Below are 15,941 nucleotides of genomic sequence, written 5' to 3'. Positions count from 1 at the left end.
CGCTTGAAAATCATGATCGTCGAGGATGACGCGACTATACGGGAGATGATTGGCGAGTCGCTGAACAAGTGGGGGTTCGAGACAGCGGCCATCGTCGATTTCCAAGACGTCATGGGGCGGTTTGCCCGCGAGGAGCCGCATCTGGTGCTGCTCGATATTAATTTGCCGGTCTTCGACGGCTTCTACTGGTGCAGCGAAATCCGCGCCGTGTCGAAGGTGCCTATCCTCTTCATTTCCTCTCGCAATACCCCTATGGATATGATTATGTCCATGAATATGGGCGGGGATGATTTTATTCAGAAGCCGTTTCACCCCGATGTGCTCATTGCTAAGATTAATGCGCTGCTGCGCCGAACGTATACTTACATGGACGCACAAACGAGCGCCATCGAGCATGAAGGTATTCTTCTCAATTTGAAGGATGGAGCCCTCTATCAAGGCGAGCGGAAGGCAGAGCTGACGAAGACGGAATTCGTCATTATGAGCCTGCTGATGCGGCAGAAAGGATCCATCGTCAGCCGGACGAAGCTGATGCGAAGTCTGTGGGAGGACGAGAGCTTCGTTGACGACAATACGCTGACCGTTAACATCGTGAGGCTGCGCAAGAAACTGGCTGAACTCGGCCGTGAACACTTCATCTCGACGCGCAAAGGGCAGGGGTATATGATCGAATGACCTTTCTCTCTTATTTGAAGGACAAGCGGTATTATGTAAGCTGGTTTGCAGTTGTGCTGCTGTTTGTGACCATCATGCTGATTGTCGGCGGCAACGGCTGGAGTGACGTGGCTTACATCGATGGAAGCTGCCTGGTGTTCGCCATTATCTATGTGGTGGCAGGCTATTACTATCGGCGTTCCTTCTATAAGGAACTGTCGGAGCTGCTCCATAGCGGCGAGCTGGAACGGTTCGAGGCGCTGCCGGATCCGCAGAACGAGGCCCAGGCGTTGTATTTCGCGCTTCTCCGCGGCCAGCAGGAGACCTACGTCAAGCGTCTTCAGCGGGTACAGCTGGAGATGAAGGATCACCAGGACTTCGTGATGTCCTGGATTCACGAGGTGAAGCTGCCGATTACCGCAAGCAAGCTGCTGCTGTCGGGCAGCGATGATAAGCCGGTCGATGAGCTGGTCGATAAGCTGGAGGATGAGATCAACAAAATTGACAGCTACGTCGAACAGGCGCTGTATTATTCGCGGATTGACTCGTTCTCCAAGGATTATTTTATTAACGAGATCGGCATTTCGGCGGTTGTGAAAGGCAGTGTGAAGAAATACGCGAAGCTCTTTATTACGAAGCGCATCCGGTTTCTGCTTGCGCCAAGCGATGACCTGTTCGTCGCCAGCGACAGCAAATGGCTCGCTTTCATGATCGATCAGATCATGGCCAATGCGCTGCAATACACGGAAGCAGGCGGGGAAGTCGCGGCTTATTGTGAGGAAGACAGCAGCGAGAGAAGGCTTGTGGTTCGCGATACAGGGATTGGCATCCGGCCTGAAGAAGTGCATCGTGTGTTCGATAAAGGGTTCACCGGCTCCAATGGTCGCAGTCATACGAAATCGACAGGCATGGGGCTTTATTTGGTTAAACAGCTGGCGGCGAAGCTCGGGCATGAGGTCTCGATCGCTTCGGAGGAAGGCGTGTATACAGCGGTGACGATTCATTTTCCGAAATTTCGGAGGCTGGACCCTTCTTAAGTAAGGGGAGAGCAAACACATTGGCCGAAAAGTGGCGGAATCGAGCAAAGAGTAGCACCCAGAACCACACATTGGCTGAAAAGTGGCGGGTTCGAGCAAAGAGTAGCATCCAGAACCACACATTGGCTGAAAAGTAGGGGAATCGAGCAAAGTGTAGTCTCCAGAACCACATAAGAAGCCCTCCAGAGGTCTACATAATGGCGAAAGCAGCGAATCTGGAGCAAGAAGCGTACCCAGAGGTCTACATGGTGGCGAAAGCAGCGAAACTGGAGCAAGAAGCGTACCCAGAGGTCTACATGGTGGCGAAAGCAGCGAATATGGAGCAAGAAGCGTACCCAGAGGTCTACACGGGTAGCATACAAACAATCAAAAAGGCGGCGCAGGAATTTAACCTGCACCGCCTTTTTGCTGTCCAACTGAAGCTAGGCGATAGGCAATTATCTATTCCCGGCATCTGCCACTCAGAGATATCTATCAAGTGTTGATAGGAGATGGTTTTCATAGATTCGGGGGTATTGTCCAGTACGAGCCATCTGCCTTGTACATATATATACAGTACATCGCTGCAGTTACGAGCATGCAGAGGAGGAATCTATGAAAATAGCAGGACGAGGCATGGCGTTCCTATTCGGCTTGAAAGGAGAATGAAAGACTAGAGAAACGATTTCTTGAAGAGAGGTAAAAACATGCACGACATAATGGCAATCATCACCGTTTGTACGTTCTTCCTAACTGTCGGCTTTATGTTCTGGCGTCCGAATGTGAATGAGGCGATACCGGCTACAGTCGGCGCATTTATCGTCATGCTTACCGGGACGGTATCGCTTGGAGATTTAGGGAGCATCACGGAAACGATCTACGGCGCTGCTATTACTATCATAGCGACCATCGTGATGGCTATCGTTCTTGAGAGCTTCGGATTCTTCAACTGGGCTGCCGAAATCTTAACCCGCAAGGCACGGGGATCAGGCATCCGGCTATTTTGGCTAACCAACTTGTTCTGTTTTCTCATGACGCTCTTCGTCAATAACGATGGGAGTATTCTGATTACTACACCGATTCTGCTTATGCTGCTTAAGAGCATGGGGCTCAAAAACCATCAGAAGATACCTTATCTCCTCTCCGGTGCTCTGATAGCGACAGCCTCCAGTGCTCCTATCGGGGTAAGCAACATCGTCAATCTGATCGCGCTCAAGATTGTTCACATGGACCTCTACATGCAAACGGCGATGATGTTCGTGCCGGCATTCATTGGATTACTGTTCATGGCTCTTCTCTTGTTTGCGATCTTCTATCGCACCCTCCCGAAGAAGCTGCCAGAAATGCAGCCGTGGAAAATGACACCCGGCAGCCATCCGCTTAAAGGGGAAGCACCTAAGAAGAACCATAACGGCAAGTTTATGCGCAATGTGCTTATCTTCGTTTTCTGTGTGCGTATCAGCCTGTTCGTTGCATCGTATCTTCATTTTCCCGTCGCGGTAATGGCCGTCATCGGATCTGCTTTTCTACTCGCTTGGCGCTGGATTTATCTCAAAGTACCGCCTGTTGATATGTTGAAGAAGACACCGTGGTATATTTTGATCTTTGCTTTTGGCATGTATGTCATCATTTATGGCTTGCGCAATATTGGATTAACGGAGTGGTTAATTGATTATCTGCAACCGCTTGTCTCCGGCAGTTTACTGCATGCCAGCGTGTTGATGGGTGTGCTGTTGAGCGTCATGTCTAACTTGTTTAACAACCATCCGGCATTAATGGTCGGTACACTGACGTTAACGAATATGGGCCTGGACCCGCTTACGCTCAAAGTCTCTTATTTGGCAAGCGTTATTGGCAGTGACATCGGTTCGCTTCTGCTGCCGATCGGTACACTGGCGACCATTATGTGGATGCATATCATTCGAAAAGGCGGCGTGAAACTCAAGTGGGCCGATTACTTGAAGGTAACGGTCCTGGTTATTCCGATAACGGTGCTGTTCACGCTTGTCCTGTTAACGTACTGGGTGAGTTGGATTTTTTGACCAGACAAGCCAAACCGAATTTGCATGTAAAGGAGGGACTGTCTTGAATCCATTGATTCCTTATCTTGCGGAGAAAGTGATTGTGGAGGTGACGGGAAAGAAGAAGTTAGCGGGTAAATTAGTCGATGTAGGTCCGGATATTCTGGTTCTCTACCATGAAGAGCGGTATATGTATATTCCGACGATCCACGTGCACAATTTGACTCCGGATGCTTCGGACGACAATGCGGCTGACCAACAAGGGGAGCATGGTGCCATGCTGCATGTCGATTCGATCTCGCTGCTCACCGTGCTGCAGGAAGCGAAAGGGATGTTCGTCGAAATCGGTGTCGGCGGCAGTAAGCCGATTCATGGTTTCGTACAGGGCATTATGAACGATTATCTCGTCATCCGTTCGCCAATTTATAACGCGGTTTACGTTTCGCTGCATCATTTGAAATGGCTTATTCCTTATCCGACTTCTCATCTCCCGTATGCCCGAAGTGCGGATATACCCTCGATGAAGCCGCTGCCGCCTGCTCTATCCAGAAGCTTCGAGGAGCGGTGCAAGGAAGAAGAAGGCAACATGGTCGTTATCAATCTCGGCGGACATTCCGCAATATTAGGCGTCATCAAGAAGGTGAGCGGCGGCATCATCGAACTTATCCATGCAAGTGGAAGCAGCACATTTATGAATATGCGGCACATCAAATCCATCTATGCACCAAAGTAATGCTAACGACGATTACAAGATGTTGTCGTGGTGCTTAGTTTACAAAAAAAAGAGACCTCCGGGAGAAGGCCGCATAGAGATTCATGCACACCTTAGCTTATGTGATTTTGTACCGATGTGCGTGGGTGATATTCACGGAGGCTTGAACAATAATGTTCAAGCCTTTAATCTCCTCGACAAGTCTCGGTTTCGGTGGGATTAAAGTTTAACGGTTGTCAGCGTGGCTATTTCATGCAAATAAGCCTTGTTGAAAGGCTAACGGTTGTGGCAGACGTTATTTACAGCATATGGGGCTATACCTAGTGGAAAACGTTCAAATAAGCTCGCTGGCAACCGTTAGAAAATAAAATAGGCGAATTTATGCCCAATAACCACTGTGACAACCGTTAGAGTTGGAAGCGACAAAGCATGCGTTCATCGCGGAGGGTTTCTCGACACATAGGAAAGGCTTGAACAATAATGTTCAAGCCTTTCCGCCGTGACAGGCATTTTCTGGGGCTGTCTCTTATATATTTTAGTATTTAGACGAGAGGTGCTGAAGGGATGCTTCATATTGTCGCCTGCATTAAGCAAGTGCCGGATACGAAAATCATCAAGATGAACCCCAAAACCAACACGATGGATCGTGCCAGCGCGCCGGCGATTCTGAATCCCTATGACGCGCATGCGGTTGAAGAAGCGGTTCGACTGAAGCAGCGTTACGGGGGAACGGTCTCGGTGCTCACCATGGGTCCGCCGCCGGCTGTTAAAGCGATTCGCAAATGCATCGAGATCGGCGCAGATGAGGGGTATATGATTTCCGACCGTGCTTTCGCCGGAGCGGACACACTGGCCACGAGTTATGCCTTAACGAAAGCGCTTAACAAAATCGCCAAGGAAAAGCCGATTGACCTGATCATCTGCGGCAAAATGACAATCGACGGCGATACCGGCCAAGTGGGACCGGGCATCGCGCGGCGGCTCGACATTCCGCCGCTGACCTCGGTGAAGAAGATCGTCGAGATCGACAAGGAGAAAGGCATCGCGATTCTCCACCGGAAGCTGGAGGACGGCTACGAGGTGATCTCCTCGACGCTGCCTTGTCTGTTCTCTGTTGAGAAGGACATTAACGAGGTCCCTTACTCCACGATGCCGAACATGCTGCGAGCAGCCAGATACAACCCGTACATTTGGTCCGTTAATGAGCTGGAGGATGTGGATAAGGCGCAGCTTGGTCTTAAAGGCTCGCCGACGATCGTATCGTCGGTGTGGGCTCCGCAGAAGCCGCAGGGCGGACAGATGCTGGATGGCGCGGCAAGAGAGCAAGTCAGCCAGCTGCTGACCGTGCTGCTGGAGAAGAAGGAACTGTTCCAAGCGAGGGGGGAATCGTCATGAGCTTCGAGGATTACCGCGGCATCTGGGTGTTCATGGAGATCAAGGACGGTGCAATTGTACCCGTTGCGCGGGAGTTGCTTGGCGCTGGCAGGCAGTTGGCGGATAAACGCAAAACCGAGCTGGCCGGCGTTATTATTGGCGATGGGGTGAGCGCGCTTGCACAGGAAGCCATCTATTACGGCGCGGATCAAGTTTATGTCTACGACGCGCCGATTTTCAAGCATTACCGTACCGAAACGTACATGCAGGCGCTCCTCGCCTGTACGGAGAAATACAAGCCCGAGATTATCCTCTACGGCGCAACTTCGACGGGTAAGGACTTGGCAAGCGCTGTTGCCACAGACCTCCCGACAGGCCTTACCGCCGATACTACGCAGCTGGACGTGGAAGAGGACACAGGTCTTCTTCTCGCAAGCCGTCCCGCCTTCGGCGGCAACATCATGGCGACGATTCTATGCAAGAAATACCGGCCGCAAATGGCCACGGTAAGACCGAAGGTGGTACGGGCGCTACCGCGGGACACGACTCGAGAGGGTACGGTTATTGAGGAGTCCATCGAGCTTCACGAGGACGATGTCCGGACGAAGGTGCTCGAAATCGTGCGCAATACCGTGCAGACGGTACGGATCGACGAAGCGGATATTATCGTCGCCGGCGGCAAGGGGCTCGGCAGCCCGGCCGGATTCCAGCTCATCCACGAGTTCGCGGACGTTATCGGAGCTGCCGTAGGCGCGAGCCGGGATGTCGTCGAAGCCGGCTGGGTTGGCCATCATCATCAGGTCGGGCAGACCGGTGTGACGGTGACGCCTAAGATTTATTTTGCCATCGGAATTTCCGGGGCGATCCAACATATTGTGGGCATGCAGAATTCCGGACTCATTATTGCGATTAATAAAGATCCCGGCGCGCTGATCTTCCAATCCTGCCACTACGGCATCGTAGGTGATGCCTTCGAAATTGTGCCGCTGCTGATCGAGCAGTTCAAGCTTGCGCTTGGGAAGGAGAGTAACTATGCCTGAGAAGTTTGATTGTATCGTCGTAGGCGCAGGGCCTGCCGGAATTGCCTGCGCTTACGAGCTGGCGAAGGCAGGCGTGAAGGTGCTGCTGATTGAGAGGGGGGAGTATCCCGGCTCGAAGAACGTCATGGGCGGCGTGCTGTATCGGCAGATGATGGAGGATATCATTCCGGAATTCTATAAGGAAGCGCCGGTAGAGCGGCCCATCGTAGAGCAGCGCTTCATGATGATGGATAAAGAATCGGCTACGACGTTCGGTTATAAAGGGCTGGAATGGGCACGGGAACCCTATAACAATTTCACCGTACTGCGGGCCAAGTTTGACCAGTGGTTCGCGAGCAAAGCGGTGGAGCAAGGGGCGCTGCTCATCAATGAGACGGTCGTCCTCTCCTGCATTGTTGAGAACGGCAAAGTCGTAGGCGTTCAGACTGACCGCCCGGACGGCCAGCTCTATGCTGACGTTGTCGTGCTCGCCGATGGCGTGAATTCGCTGCTCGCCAAGTCGCTAGGCTTCCACAAAGAGTTTAGACCGGATGAAGTGGCGCTTGCGACGATGGAGATTTTGAAGCTGGATAAGAAGGTCATCGAGGACCGCTTTAACCTGGAGGAAGGACAGGGCTGCACGATTGAGCTGTTCGGGGATGCCACGAAGGGCATTCTCGGTACGGGGTTCCTCTACACGAATAAAGATACACTCAGCCTTGGCGTGGGCACGTTGCTTTCGGGCATGATCAAGCATAAGCTAAAGCCTCATCACTTACTCGACTATGTCAAGAATCACCCCATGATTCGTCCGTTTGTGCAAGGCGCAGAGCCGCAGGAATATCTGGCCCATCTCATTCCCGAGGGTGGCTACCACTCCATGCCGAAGGTGGTCGGCAATGGCGTGCTCGTCGTTGGCGACGCGGCGCAGCTCGTTAACGCGATTCACCGCGAGGGCTCCAATATGGCGATGACGTCAGGACGTCTGGCCGCGGAGACGGTCGTGCTGGCCAAAGAAGCCGAGGATTTCTCGGAAGCCTTTCTCGAACATTACAAGTTGGCGCTGATGGGCAGCTTCGTTGGGAAGGATTTGAAGAAATACAAAGACTCCACGCATCATTTTGACAAGTTTCCGCAATTCTTCGAGCAGTACATTCCGATGATGAACCGTGCGGCCAGCCAAATGTTCACGGTAGACGGCACCTCCAAGCGGGAGAAACAGAAGAAGATATGGCGGGATATCGGCACGGCGAAAGAGAAGGTGAAAATCGCGCGGGATATGTACCGGGCCTGGAAGGTGATGAAGTGAAATGAGCGATCTGGCGAAAGGGCAGTCCATCGAGGAGAAGCAGTACCTCTTACGGTTCAATGCCGATACGAAGTCGCATTTGACCGTACTCGATGCCGAGGTGTGCATGTCGAGCTGTCCGGACAAAATTTGTACGATTTTCTGTCCGGCGGAGGTGTACAAATGGGAGGAGATCCGCATGCATGTCGGCTATGAAGGCTGTCATGAATGCGGGAGCTGCCGCATCGGCTGTCCGCATCAGAACATCAAGTGGGAATATCCGAAAGGTGGTCACGGAATCGTTTTCAGACTGGGGTGATAACGATGTTCGAGGTCGGAGATTGCGTTGTGTTCTTGCTGGACGGCACGAGAGGTACGGTAATGGAAGCCGGAGAAGGCTTATACCACGTAGCTTGGGAGGATCAGTTCGTAAGCTGGGAGCGGGAAGAGCTGCTGGAGAAGGCTCAGCTTCGGTATTGAAAGCGTATACGTAAGTTTGGATGGAATGGACCGCTCTCCTGCCTATAGCAGGAAGCGGTTTTTTATTTCGTGAGTGCGCGCGGGATGCAGGAACTATGGCGATTTTTGTCGAATTATCTCTGATCAGCTTGAAAGGGGGCATGTGCATGCTCCGAGCAAAGGGATTTTCGATTCGAACCATGGTTAGCGTGCTCGTCGTTGCATCTGTACTGATTACACTGGGAATCAGCCTGTTGATCAGCTATCGCAACGAGAAGAACTCACTGATGACGATGAATTTCCAGCTTAATCATATGTATACGACTAAGATCAGCGAAACGGTCAATGAGCTGTTCGCTTCGATGAAGAAGAACCTCAAGTACAACGCCGAGCATATCGCGAAGGGCGGCCTGTATCGTCCTGATCTGGACGAGCAAGTGAAGCTTATTCAACAAACGAACCCGATGTACAAAGCGGTCGTTGTGGTCGACAAGACCGGTAAAGTGATCAGCATTGCGTCGGAAACCGATACAGGCCTTAAAGGCAAAACTATCGAAACGGATGGTGCGAATCAGGCGCTGAAGGAACGAAAGCCGCTCATTTCGGAGCCCTATATCAGTGCGGCTGATCAATTGATTATTATGGTGAGCCATCCGCTGTGGAGCGTTGACGGCGAATATTTGGGTTACATCGGCGGGACAATCCGTCTGCACGAGACCAATTTGCTGAATACGATTCTAGGGGATGCCGGACAGTCCGGCAATGGTACTTACGCATATGTGGTCAGTGCATCCGGGGCTATGCTGTATCATCCGGATAAGAGCCGTATTGGCGAGCGCGATATTGTCAATCCGATCTTTGCGGATATGCTCTCTGGGCACAGCGGTGTGAAACGGATCATTAACTCGCGTGGGGTCGATATGCTGGCAAGCTACACCTATATGAAGGAGACCGGGTGGGGCGTGGTCACGCAGACGCCGACTGACGTCATCCTAACGGCGTCGAAACGTCCGATTCTTAAGGTTGCCCTGTATATGGCTCCGATTCTGGCAATCTTGCTGCTCGTTATCTATTGGCTGATCGGCAAAATGTCAGAGCCGCTGACGAAGCTTTCTACTTTCGCCTCTATGCTGTTGACCAATAAATCCGTGCGAGAGGAAGTCCCTCGCATTCATTCCTGGAACCGTGAAGCGAACGCGATGCACCGGGCATTCGTGCTGGCTGTCAAACAAATCCGCAGCAGATTCGATCATTTATCGCAGGAGGCACAGACGGATCCGCTCACCGGATTGTACAATCGGCGGACGATGGATCTCTACATCCGCACATGGATTGCGGAGGAGATGCCTTTTGTCATCATGATGCTGGATTTGGACCACTTTAAGCAGGTCAATGACACGTATGGCCATGAAATGGGCGATGAAGTATTGCGGTTTCTGGCTGCCAACATGCAAGCACAGTTCGAGGAGAACCATATTTGCTGCAGATATGGCGGGGAAGAATTTGTCGTGCTTCTGCCGGAAACGGGGCTTGGGACGGCGATGGTCTACGCGCAGAACCTGCGCGCCATCATGGAAGAAACGGACAGCCCCGTCGGAAGGCCTGTCACGCTGTCGATGGGCATCACGCGATATCCGGACACGGCGCAGGATGCAGCCGGCCTGTTCCGCGATGCGGACGAGGCGCTCTACCGCGCCAAGCACCTGGGCCGCAACCGCGTGGAGTTGGCGAATACCGCTGCTCCGGCGCATATGCTCTAGCCGCCGCGCATGGTAGGGCAGTAGCCAGCGGAATAGTAGCTCGCAGAGCAACACATCAGCGCGAAATTGGTGGAATGAGCGAAAGAGTGGTCCGTGGAGCAACAAATCGGAGCGAAGTTGGCGAAATGAGCGAAAGAGTAGCTCGCAGAGCAACACACAAGCGACGAAATTGGTGGAATGAGCGAAAGAGTGGTCCGTGGAGCAACACATCAGCGCGAAGCTGGAGAAAAGAGCGGAAGAGTGGCTCATGGAGCACATCGGAGCGAAGTTGGCGAAATGAGCGAAAGAGCAGCTCCTGGAGCAACACACCGCAAACGAGTCCATACAAAACAAAAAGGAGCAGCTCTCAGCCGAGAGCTGCTCCTTTTTCCAGTGCATCGAGAAGTAATAGTATGATCTAACGTCGGTTGGTTCGCCTCCAGATGCCACGAGAGCAAACGCTTTATGTTCTATATTTCTGCGATGAGCGCATGCTTTGTCGCATTCTAACTCTAACGGTTGTGACAGTGGTTATTTGACTTATATAGCCCCTTTTTAAACTGTAACGGTTGCCAGCGAGCTTATTTGAACGCTTTCCACTGGGAATCGACCTATTTGCTGCAAATAACGTCTGTCACAACCGTTAGACTTTTCAAAAGGCTAATTTTTATAAAATAGCCACGCTGACAACCGTTAAAGTTTTGTTCGTGAACGCATAGACACCAAAGTGGCAGTCGAGACTACTTCGGCGGCATCCAAAAGAGCAGCTCTCAGCCGAGAGCTGCTCTTTCTACATCCCGCACTCTACATCCCGCACTCTACATCCCGCGCTCTACATCCCGCGCTCTACATCCCGCGCTCTACATCCCAGCGTCTACTTCATTTCTACTCTCCTACTGCTTCTCTGCTGCGAGCAGGCTATCCGGTGAGTGGCTGTTTAGGATACGAAGAACCGTATCTGCCTGCTGAGGCGGATAGTACAAGAAGCCTTGAATGTCATGGCAGTGGTTCTGCTGCAGGAAGAACAGCTGGTCCGTCGTTTCCACGCCTTCGGCGATGATGGTTAGGCCCAGATGACTGGCCATCAGCATGATCGCCAGAATGATAGCCTCATCCTTGGGTTCCTTGGAGATGCCGTTTACGAACGTGCGATCGATCTTGATTTTGTCGATGGGCAGTCGCTTCAGATAGCTTAGGGACGAATAATGCGTCCCGAAATCATCGATGGAAATCGTAATATTGAGATTGCGCAGCTCCTGTAAGATAGTCGCGTTCTCGTCCTGCATAGCCAGGTTCTCGGTAATTTCCAGCTCCAGATAAGCGGGATCAAGTCCGGTCTCGGCCAGAATCGACTTTATGAGCTCCGTAAGCTTGTTCCGCTGGTTGAATTGGCGAGCGGACAAGTTAACAGCGACCCGAATGGGCTCAGCGCCGGCGTCCTGCCACACCTTGCTCTGCGCGCATACCGTTCGCAGCACCCACTCCCCGATCGGTTCAATTAAACCGCATTCTTCCGCTATGGGGATGAAGATGGACGGCGGAATATGTCCGCGCTTCGGATGATTCCAACGAATTAATGCCTCAAGCCCGATGATCTTCCTCGTCTTAATCTCCAGCTGCGGTTGGTAGTAAATCTCGAATTCATTGTGCTCCAGCGCGCGCCGCAGGCTGTTCTTGATATAAATCTTCTCCTGCACATCGGCATTCAGCGTATCGTCATAGATCCGGTAGTTGTTCTTGCCTTCTTCCTTTGCCCGGTACATCGCAGCATCCGCATACTTCATGAGCAGCTCCGCATCCTCGCTATGTTCAGGGAAGACCGTGACACCGATGCTTGCGGTCACATAATACTCCATTCCTTGCAGAACGAAAGGCTGCTGGAACAAGTTCACAACTTGCTGCGCCATTTGGTGTAGATGCGCCTGATCCTTCAGATATGGCAAAATAATCGTGAATTCGTCGCCGCCAATCCGCGAGAACGATTCCCCTTTGGTCAGCAGCATCGTCATCCGCTCGCCGACCTCTTTAAGCAGCAAATCGCCATAAGAATGGCCGAGCGTATCGTTAATGAGCTTGAATTGATCCAAATCGATAAAGAGCAGCGCGAAGCGGCGGTTCTTACTGCCGGCCATGAGGATGATTTCTTCGAGCCGTTCTTGGAAGAAAATCCGGTTGTTAAGCCCGGTTACCGTATCGCGATAAGCCATCTGGCGAAGTGTCCGCTCCGTGCCTTCCAGCAGCCGATATTGAGTGCGCAGCTCATCCTCGGTAGCAATGAGTTCCTCGTACGTTGATTCCAGCTGTTGATTGGTGCGCGTCAAATTATTCGTCCGCTCATTCACCATCACTTGCAGCTTATGTTTCTGAGTCAATTGAATATAAATTAAATAGATAAGCAGAATCAGGGCCAAGAGGAAAATCAGCTGAATAATCTGTACCTTCGTATCAATAGCATTTAACTTCGCTTTATTCGGAAGTGCGGCAATCTCCCAATTTCCTTCAGCCAGATAGACCTTCTCCAGCAGCGGAGACCGCTCGTAGAGGCTTGCGTCACCGTAGATCACGTTTTTGCCCGCTTTGACAGCCAGATCAATGCCCTTATTCACCTGCGTCAGCCCGGCCTCTTCCAGAATCGGCGGCACATCAAGTACGATGGAGACGAAACCCCAGAACTCACGTTGAACGAAGACCGCTTGTCTGGACAATAACCCGAGCCCGCCTTGTGTAAGCTCGAATGGACCGAAGATGGTTTTGACGTTCAGATGTTGGGTTCGCAGCGCATTCTCGCGGATATCAGGATTGGAATGTTTGAAGAGATTAAGCCCAATGACGTTCTCATTGCCTTGAAGAGGATAGACAAATTCGGCAATGCCGCCGGGATAGACGGACAAATTGCGAATGCCTTGGATAGGACCGATGAAACTTTTGGCGAAACTGTTAAAGTGGTTAGCATCGAGCTTATGCGAGTCCATCAGCGAGGTATCCACAAAAGCTTTAAGCCCGTCTGAGAGCAGCAGTCTGCGCTCAAGAGCCAGCGTTAGCGAGGAGGCATTTGCAGCCAACTCTACGGATGCGTCGTGATAGACTTCTTTATGCAGCCAGCGGCTGTAGGCGCTTGTAATCCACCAGAAGCAGCTGCCCAGAAGCAGCGCGCTGAGGAACAAGACGAACCAAGTCTTACGGGGAGTCGTGTATCTTAATTGCGAGTCATCATTTAGGTTATACAAGATGTAGAACTCCTCTCAAGCATATGAAGGGAAATAATAACCAGTCGTTATCAATTCGTCATGAATCGACAAATTCCTCCACTCTTCGGTATAATATGCTGTCTTCTTATTAAATCTCTGCCATAGGGCTACACTAGCAGCAACTATCGGCAGATCGTTACGATACCACCCGGGATGATCACTTATTTACATAGAGAAGGGATGAACAGCCGTATGAATAGATGGCATCAATTACCTAAGGTAGATCTTCATGTTCATCTGGACGGAAGTCTCTTGCCGGCCACCGTCCTTGATATCGCTGCAGCCGAAGGTATCGAACTGCCGGTAAACGATGCGGCAGGCCTGATTCCTTACATGCAGGTTGACGATGAGTGCCGCAGCTTGCCGGAGTACTTAAGCAAGTTTGGTTTCACGACCCGGTTCATGCAGTCAGGCGCTGCGCTGGAACGCGTGGCGTATGAAACGTTGGCGCAAGCCGCCTCGCACAATTGCCGCTACATCGAAGTCAGATTCGCGCCGCAGCTTCACAGACTTCGCGGGCTCCGACCGGAGGAAGCGATCCATCATGTGATTGAGGGCATGAAGCGCGCTGAGCAGCAGTTTGACATTAAGGGCCGGGCAATTGCGATCTGCATGCGCCATCATGGCCGTGAGGAAAATTTGGAAGTGATTGAAGCGGCCGCCCAATATGCCGGACGCGGTCTGGTCGCCGTTGATTTGGCGGGGGACGAGGCGTCATACCCGCCGGAGCTGTTCCGCGAAGTGTTTTCGCTTGCGCACAAGCGATCATTGCCTGTCACGATTCACGCCGGCGAAGCGGCAGGGGCTGAGAATGTCTATGAAGCCGTCAAGAACCTTGGTGCGTCGCGGATCGGTCACGGCGTCCGTCTGCGAGAGAATCCGGCCATTCTCCAAATGATGCTGGAGCAGCGCATTCCGCTTGAAATGTGCCCGGTCAGCAATATTCAGACAAAGGCTGTAGCAGATTGGGATGTCTATCCGATCCGCGATTATTTCGAGCAAGGGCTGATCGTCACGCTGAATACGGATAATCCGAGCGTCTCGGGCACGGACATTACGCGCGAATATCGCATTGTTTCGGAGAAGTTTGATTTTACCGATACGGAACTGGCATCAATCATTCGCAATGGCGTAAATGCAGCCTTCTTGGAGGACTCGGAGAAGAAGGCGCTGAAACAACGCGTCGACCAAGAGCTGCAGGAACTCGGGATAAAATAATGCGATCACTCGTTCGGTTGTTGGCAGGATTTTCAACTTTCTTCATCGAAGATTAAGGAGAAGGATTCAGCCAAAATGCCAAGGAGGAATTCGCTACAATGGGACAACGGGTTGTTTTGTTAATTGGGACGAATAAAGGGGTATTTCAATACACCTCGGATCTGGAACGGAAAGAATGGAAGCTGAGCGGACCTTTTCTTCCGGGCTGGGAAGTGTACAGCGTGCTTGGAGACAGCCGTCACGGCAATCGGATTTATGCCGGTACTTCGCATGCGGCTTACGGTGCTTCTATCCGCGTATCGGATGATTTCGGCGAAAGCTGGACGCAAGTGGAGAACGGCCCGTCTTACTCCCAAGAGAGCGGATTCTCCTTGAATCGAATATGGCAGCTCGTACCCGGGGCAGAGCCGGATACGCTGTATGCCGGGGCCGAGGAAGCGGGATTGTTCGTCAGCTATGATCGCGGCGTGAATTGGCGCGAGCTGAAAGGCTTGACGGAGCACCCAACCCGGCCAAACTGGTTCCCGGGTGCAGGAGGCATGTGCTTGCATACGATTATTATCGATCCGTCGAATAAGCATCGGATGTGGGTTGCCATGTCAGCGGTCGGCGTCTTCCGTTCCGAGGACGGCGGCGAAACTTGGAAAGCGTGCAACAATGGGCTTGCACGCGTCCCTACGGGACAGCCTTCGGATGAAGTCGGCTACTGCATCCACAAGATGGTAATCGATCCGATGGATTCGAACACGCTCTACATGCAGGAGCACGGCGGCGTGTTCAAATCAACGGATGGCGGCGACAACTGGTTCGCGATCGAAGAAGGCTTAACCTTGAAAGGCGATGATGCGCCATTCGGCTTCCCGATCAGCGTCTCGCCGACAGGCGATCTGTTCCTTGTCCCGCTTGAGAGCAGCGAACAGCGCTCGATGAGAGGCGGCAAGCTGCTCGTTTACGGCATGGCCCCGGGCGAGAGCCGGTGGGAGCCGGTTGGCGATGTAATGCCTGATGAGGAGCGCCATGTCAGCGTGCTGCGTGACGCCATGGCTGTAGATTCGCTGGATCCGTACGGTCTTTATTTCGGCACGACATCCGGTGAAATCTTCTGCTCGACTGATCGCGGCGTAACATGGGACAGGCTGCCCGGACAGTTCTCCCGTATTCTGACGGTCAAACCTTGGATTATAGAGGAGTAA

General features: G+C 52.2%; 14 protein-coding genes. 13 read left to right on the top strand and 1 reads right to left on the bottom strand.

Annotated features, from left to right (window positions below; genetic code table 11):
- The first annotated feature begins 3 nt into the window (after positions 1-3).
- From AC0YN4_RS24865 to AC0YN4_RS24815, 11 genes are all read left to right on the top strand, one after another.
- Positions 4-675: a response regulator gene (locus AC0YN4_RS24865; RefSeq protein ID WP_475837052.1), complete on the top strand. Its 672-nt coding sequence runs from the start codon at positions 4-6 to the stop codon at positions 673-675.
- A complete protein-coding gene (locus AC0YN4_RS24860; RefSeq protein ID WP_475837051.1) occupies positions 672-1,691 on the top strand; it encodes a sensor histidine kinase in 1,020 nt (339 codons plus the stop codon). Before AC0YN4_RS24865 ends, AC0YN4_RS24860 begins: the two co-directional genes overlap by 4 nt.
- 197 nt (positions 1,692-1,888) lie before the next feature.
- Complete coding sequence (locus AC0YN4_RS24855) at positions 1,889-2,176, top strand: hypothetical protein (protein ID WP_475837050.1); 288 nt, start codon at positions 1,889-1,891, stop codon at positions 2,174-2,176.
- A 201-nt stretch (positions 2,177-2,377) separates the two neighbouring features.
- Positions 2,378-3,712 carry an arsenic transporter gene (locus AC0YN4_RS24850; protein WP_475837049.1) on the top strand — a complete coding sequence of 445 codons (1,335 nt, stop codon included), beginning with the start codon at positions 2,378-2,380 and terminating at the stop codon, positions 3,710-3,712.
- Positions 3,713-3,755: 43 nt separating this feature from the next.
- Positions 3,756-4,424, top strand: coding sequence for a DUF2642 domain-containing protein (locus AC0YN4_RS24845; protein ID WP_475837048.1), 669 nt, complete (start codon positions 3,756-3,758; stop codon positions 4,422-4,424).
- Between the two features lie 543 nt (positions 4,425-4,967).
- Positions 4,968-5,798, top strand: a complete 831-nt coding sequence (locus AC0YN4_RS24840; RefSeq protein ID WP_475783144.1) for an electron transfer flavoprotein subunit beta/FixA family protein — start codon at positions 4,968-4,970, stop codon at positions 5,796-5,798.
- Complete coding sequence (locus AC0YN4_RS24835; RefSeq protein ID WP_475783143.1) at positions 5,795-6,817, top strand: electron transfer flavoprotein subunit alpha/FixB family protein; 1,023 nt, start codon at positions 5,795-5,797, stop codon at positions 6,815-6,817. Before AC0YN4_RS24840 ends, AC0YN4_RS24835 begins: the two co-directional genes overlap by 4 nt.
- Positions 6,810-8,105, top strand: coding sequence for an FAD-dependent oxidoreductase (locus AC0YN4_RS24830; protein WP_475783142.1), 1,296 nt, complete (start codon positions 6,810-6,812; stop codon positions 8,103-8,105). The genes AC0YN4_RS24835 and AC0YN4_RS24830 overlap by 8 nt, the downstream gene beginning before the upstream one ends.
- A 1-nt stretch (position 8,106) precedes the next feature.
- Positions 8,107-8,403 carry a ferredoxin family protein gene (locus tag AC0YN4_RS24825; protein ID WP_090980218.1) on the top strand — a complete coding sequence of 99 codons (297 nt, stop codon included), beginning with the start codon at positions 8,107-8,109 and terminating at the stop codon, positions 8,401-8,403.
- Positions 8,404-8,408: 5 nt separating this feature from the next.
- Positions 8,409-8,564, top strand: a complete 156-nt coding sequence (locus AC0YN4_RS24820) for a hypothetical protein (protein ID WP_475783141.1) — start codon at positions 8,409-8,411, stop codon at positions 8,562-8,564.
- 146 nt (positions 8,565-8,710) lie between these two features.
- Complete coding sequence (locus AC0YN4_RS24815) at positions 8,711-10,303, top strand: sensor domain-containing diguanylate cyclase (protein WP_475837047.1); 1,593 nt, start codon at positions 8,711-8,713, stop codon at positions 10,301-10,303.
- 872 nt (positions 10,304-11,175) lie between these two features.
- Here AC0YN4_RS24815 and AC0YN4_RS24810 read toward each other — a convergent pair.
- Entirely contained in the window at positions 11,176-13,509 is a 2,334-nt protein-coding gene (locus AC0YN4_RS24810; RefSeq protein WP_475837046.1) for a bifunctional diguanylate cyclase/phosphodiesterase, read from the bottom strand.
- A 213-nt stretch (positions 13,510-13,722) separates the two neighbouring features.
- Between AC0YN4_RS24810 and add the strand changes: the two genes are divergently transcribed.
- A complete protein-coding gene (gene add / locus AC0YN4_RS24805) occupies positions 13,723-14,748 on the top strand; it encodes an adenosine deaminase (RefSeq protein WP_475783138.1) in 1,026 nt (341 codons plus the stop codon).
- Positions 14,749-14,846: 98 nt separating this feature from the next.
- Positions 14,847-15,941, top strand: coding sequence for a WD40/YVTN/BNR-like repeat-containing protein (locus AC0YN4_RS24800; RefSeq protein ID WP_475783137.1), 1,095 nt, complete (start codon positions 14,847-14,849; stop codon positions 15,939-15,941).

The organism is Paenibacillus sp. J22R3 (assembly GCF_056269305.1).
This window is presented reverse-complemented; position numbering and strand designations above follow the sequence as displayed.

Bases quoted from the DNA above. Each gene is read 5' to 3' on its own strand.
- AC0YN4_RS24825 (WP_090980218.1), top strand. From the start codon at position 8,107: ATGAGCGATCTGGCGAAAGGGCAGTCCATCGAGGAGAAGCAGTACCTC.
- AC0YN4_RS24860 (WP_475837051.1), top strand. From the start codon at position 672: ATGACCTTTCTCTCTTATTTGAAGGACAAGCGGTATTATGTAAGCTGG.
- add (WP_475783138.1), top strand. From the start codon at position 13,723: ATGAATAGATGGCATCAATTACCTAAGGTAGATCTTCATGTTCATCTG.
- AC0YN4_RS24800 (WP_475783137.1), top strand. From the start codon at position 14,847: ATGGGACAACGGGTTGTTTTGTTAATTGGGACGAATAAAGGGGTATTT.
- AC0YN4_RS24830 (WP_475783142.1), top strand. From the start codon at position 6,810: ATGCCTGAGAAGTTTGATTGTATCGTCGTAGGCGCAGGGCCTGCCGGA.
- AC0YN4_RS24820 (WP_475783141.1), top strand. From the start codon at position 8,409: ATGTTCGAGGTCGGAGATTGCGTTGTGTTCTTGCTGGACGGCACGAGA.
- AC0YN4_RS24855 (WP_475837050.1), top strand. From the start codon at position 1,889: ATGGCGAAAGCAGCGAATCTGGAGCAAGAAGCGTACCCAGAGGTCTAC.
- AC0YN4_RS24850 (WP_475837049.1), top strand. From the start codon at position 2,378: ATGCACGACATAATGGCAATCATCACCGTTTGTACGTTCTTCCTAACT.
- AC0YN4_RS24840 (WP_475783144.1), top strand. From the start codon at position 4,968: ATGCTTCATATTGTCGCCTGCATTAAGCAAGTGCCGGATACGAAAATC.
- AC0YN4_RS24835 (WP_475783143.1), top strand. From the start codon at position 5,795: ATGAGCTTCGAGGATTACCGCGGCATCTGGGTGTTCATGGAGATCAAG.
- AC0YN4_RS24815 (WP_475837047.1), top strand. From the start codon at position 8,711: ATGCTCCGAGCAAAGGGATTTTCGATTCGAACCATGGTTAGCGTGCTC.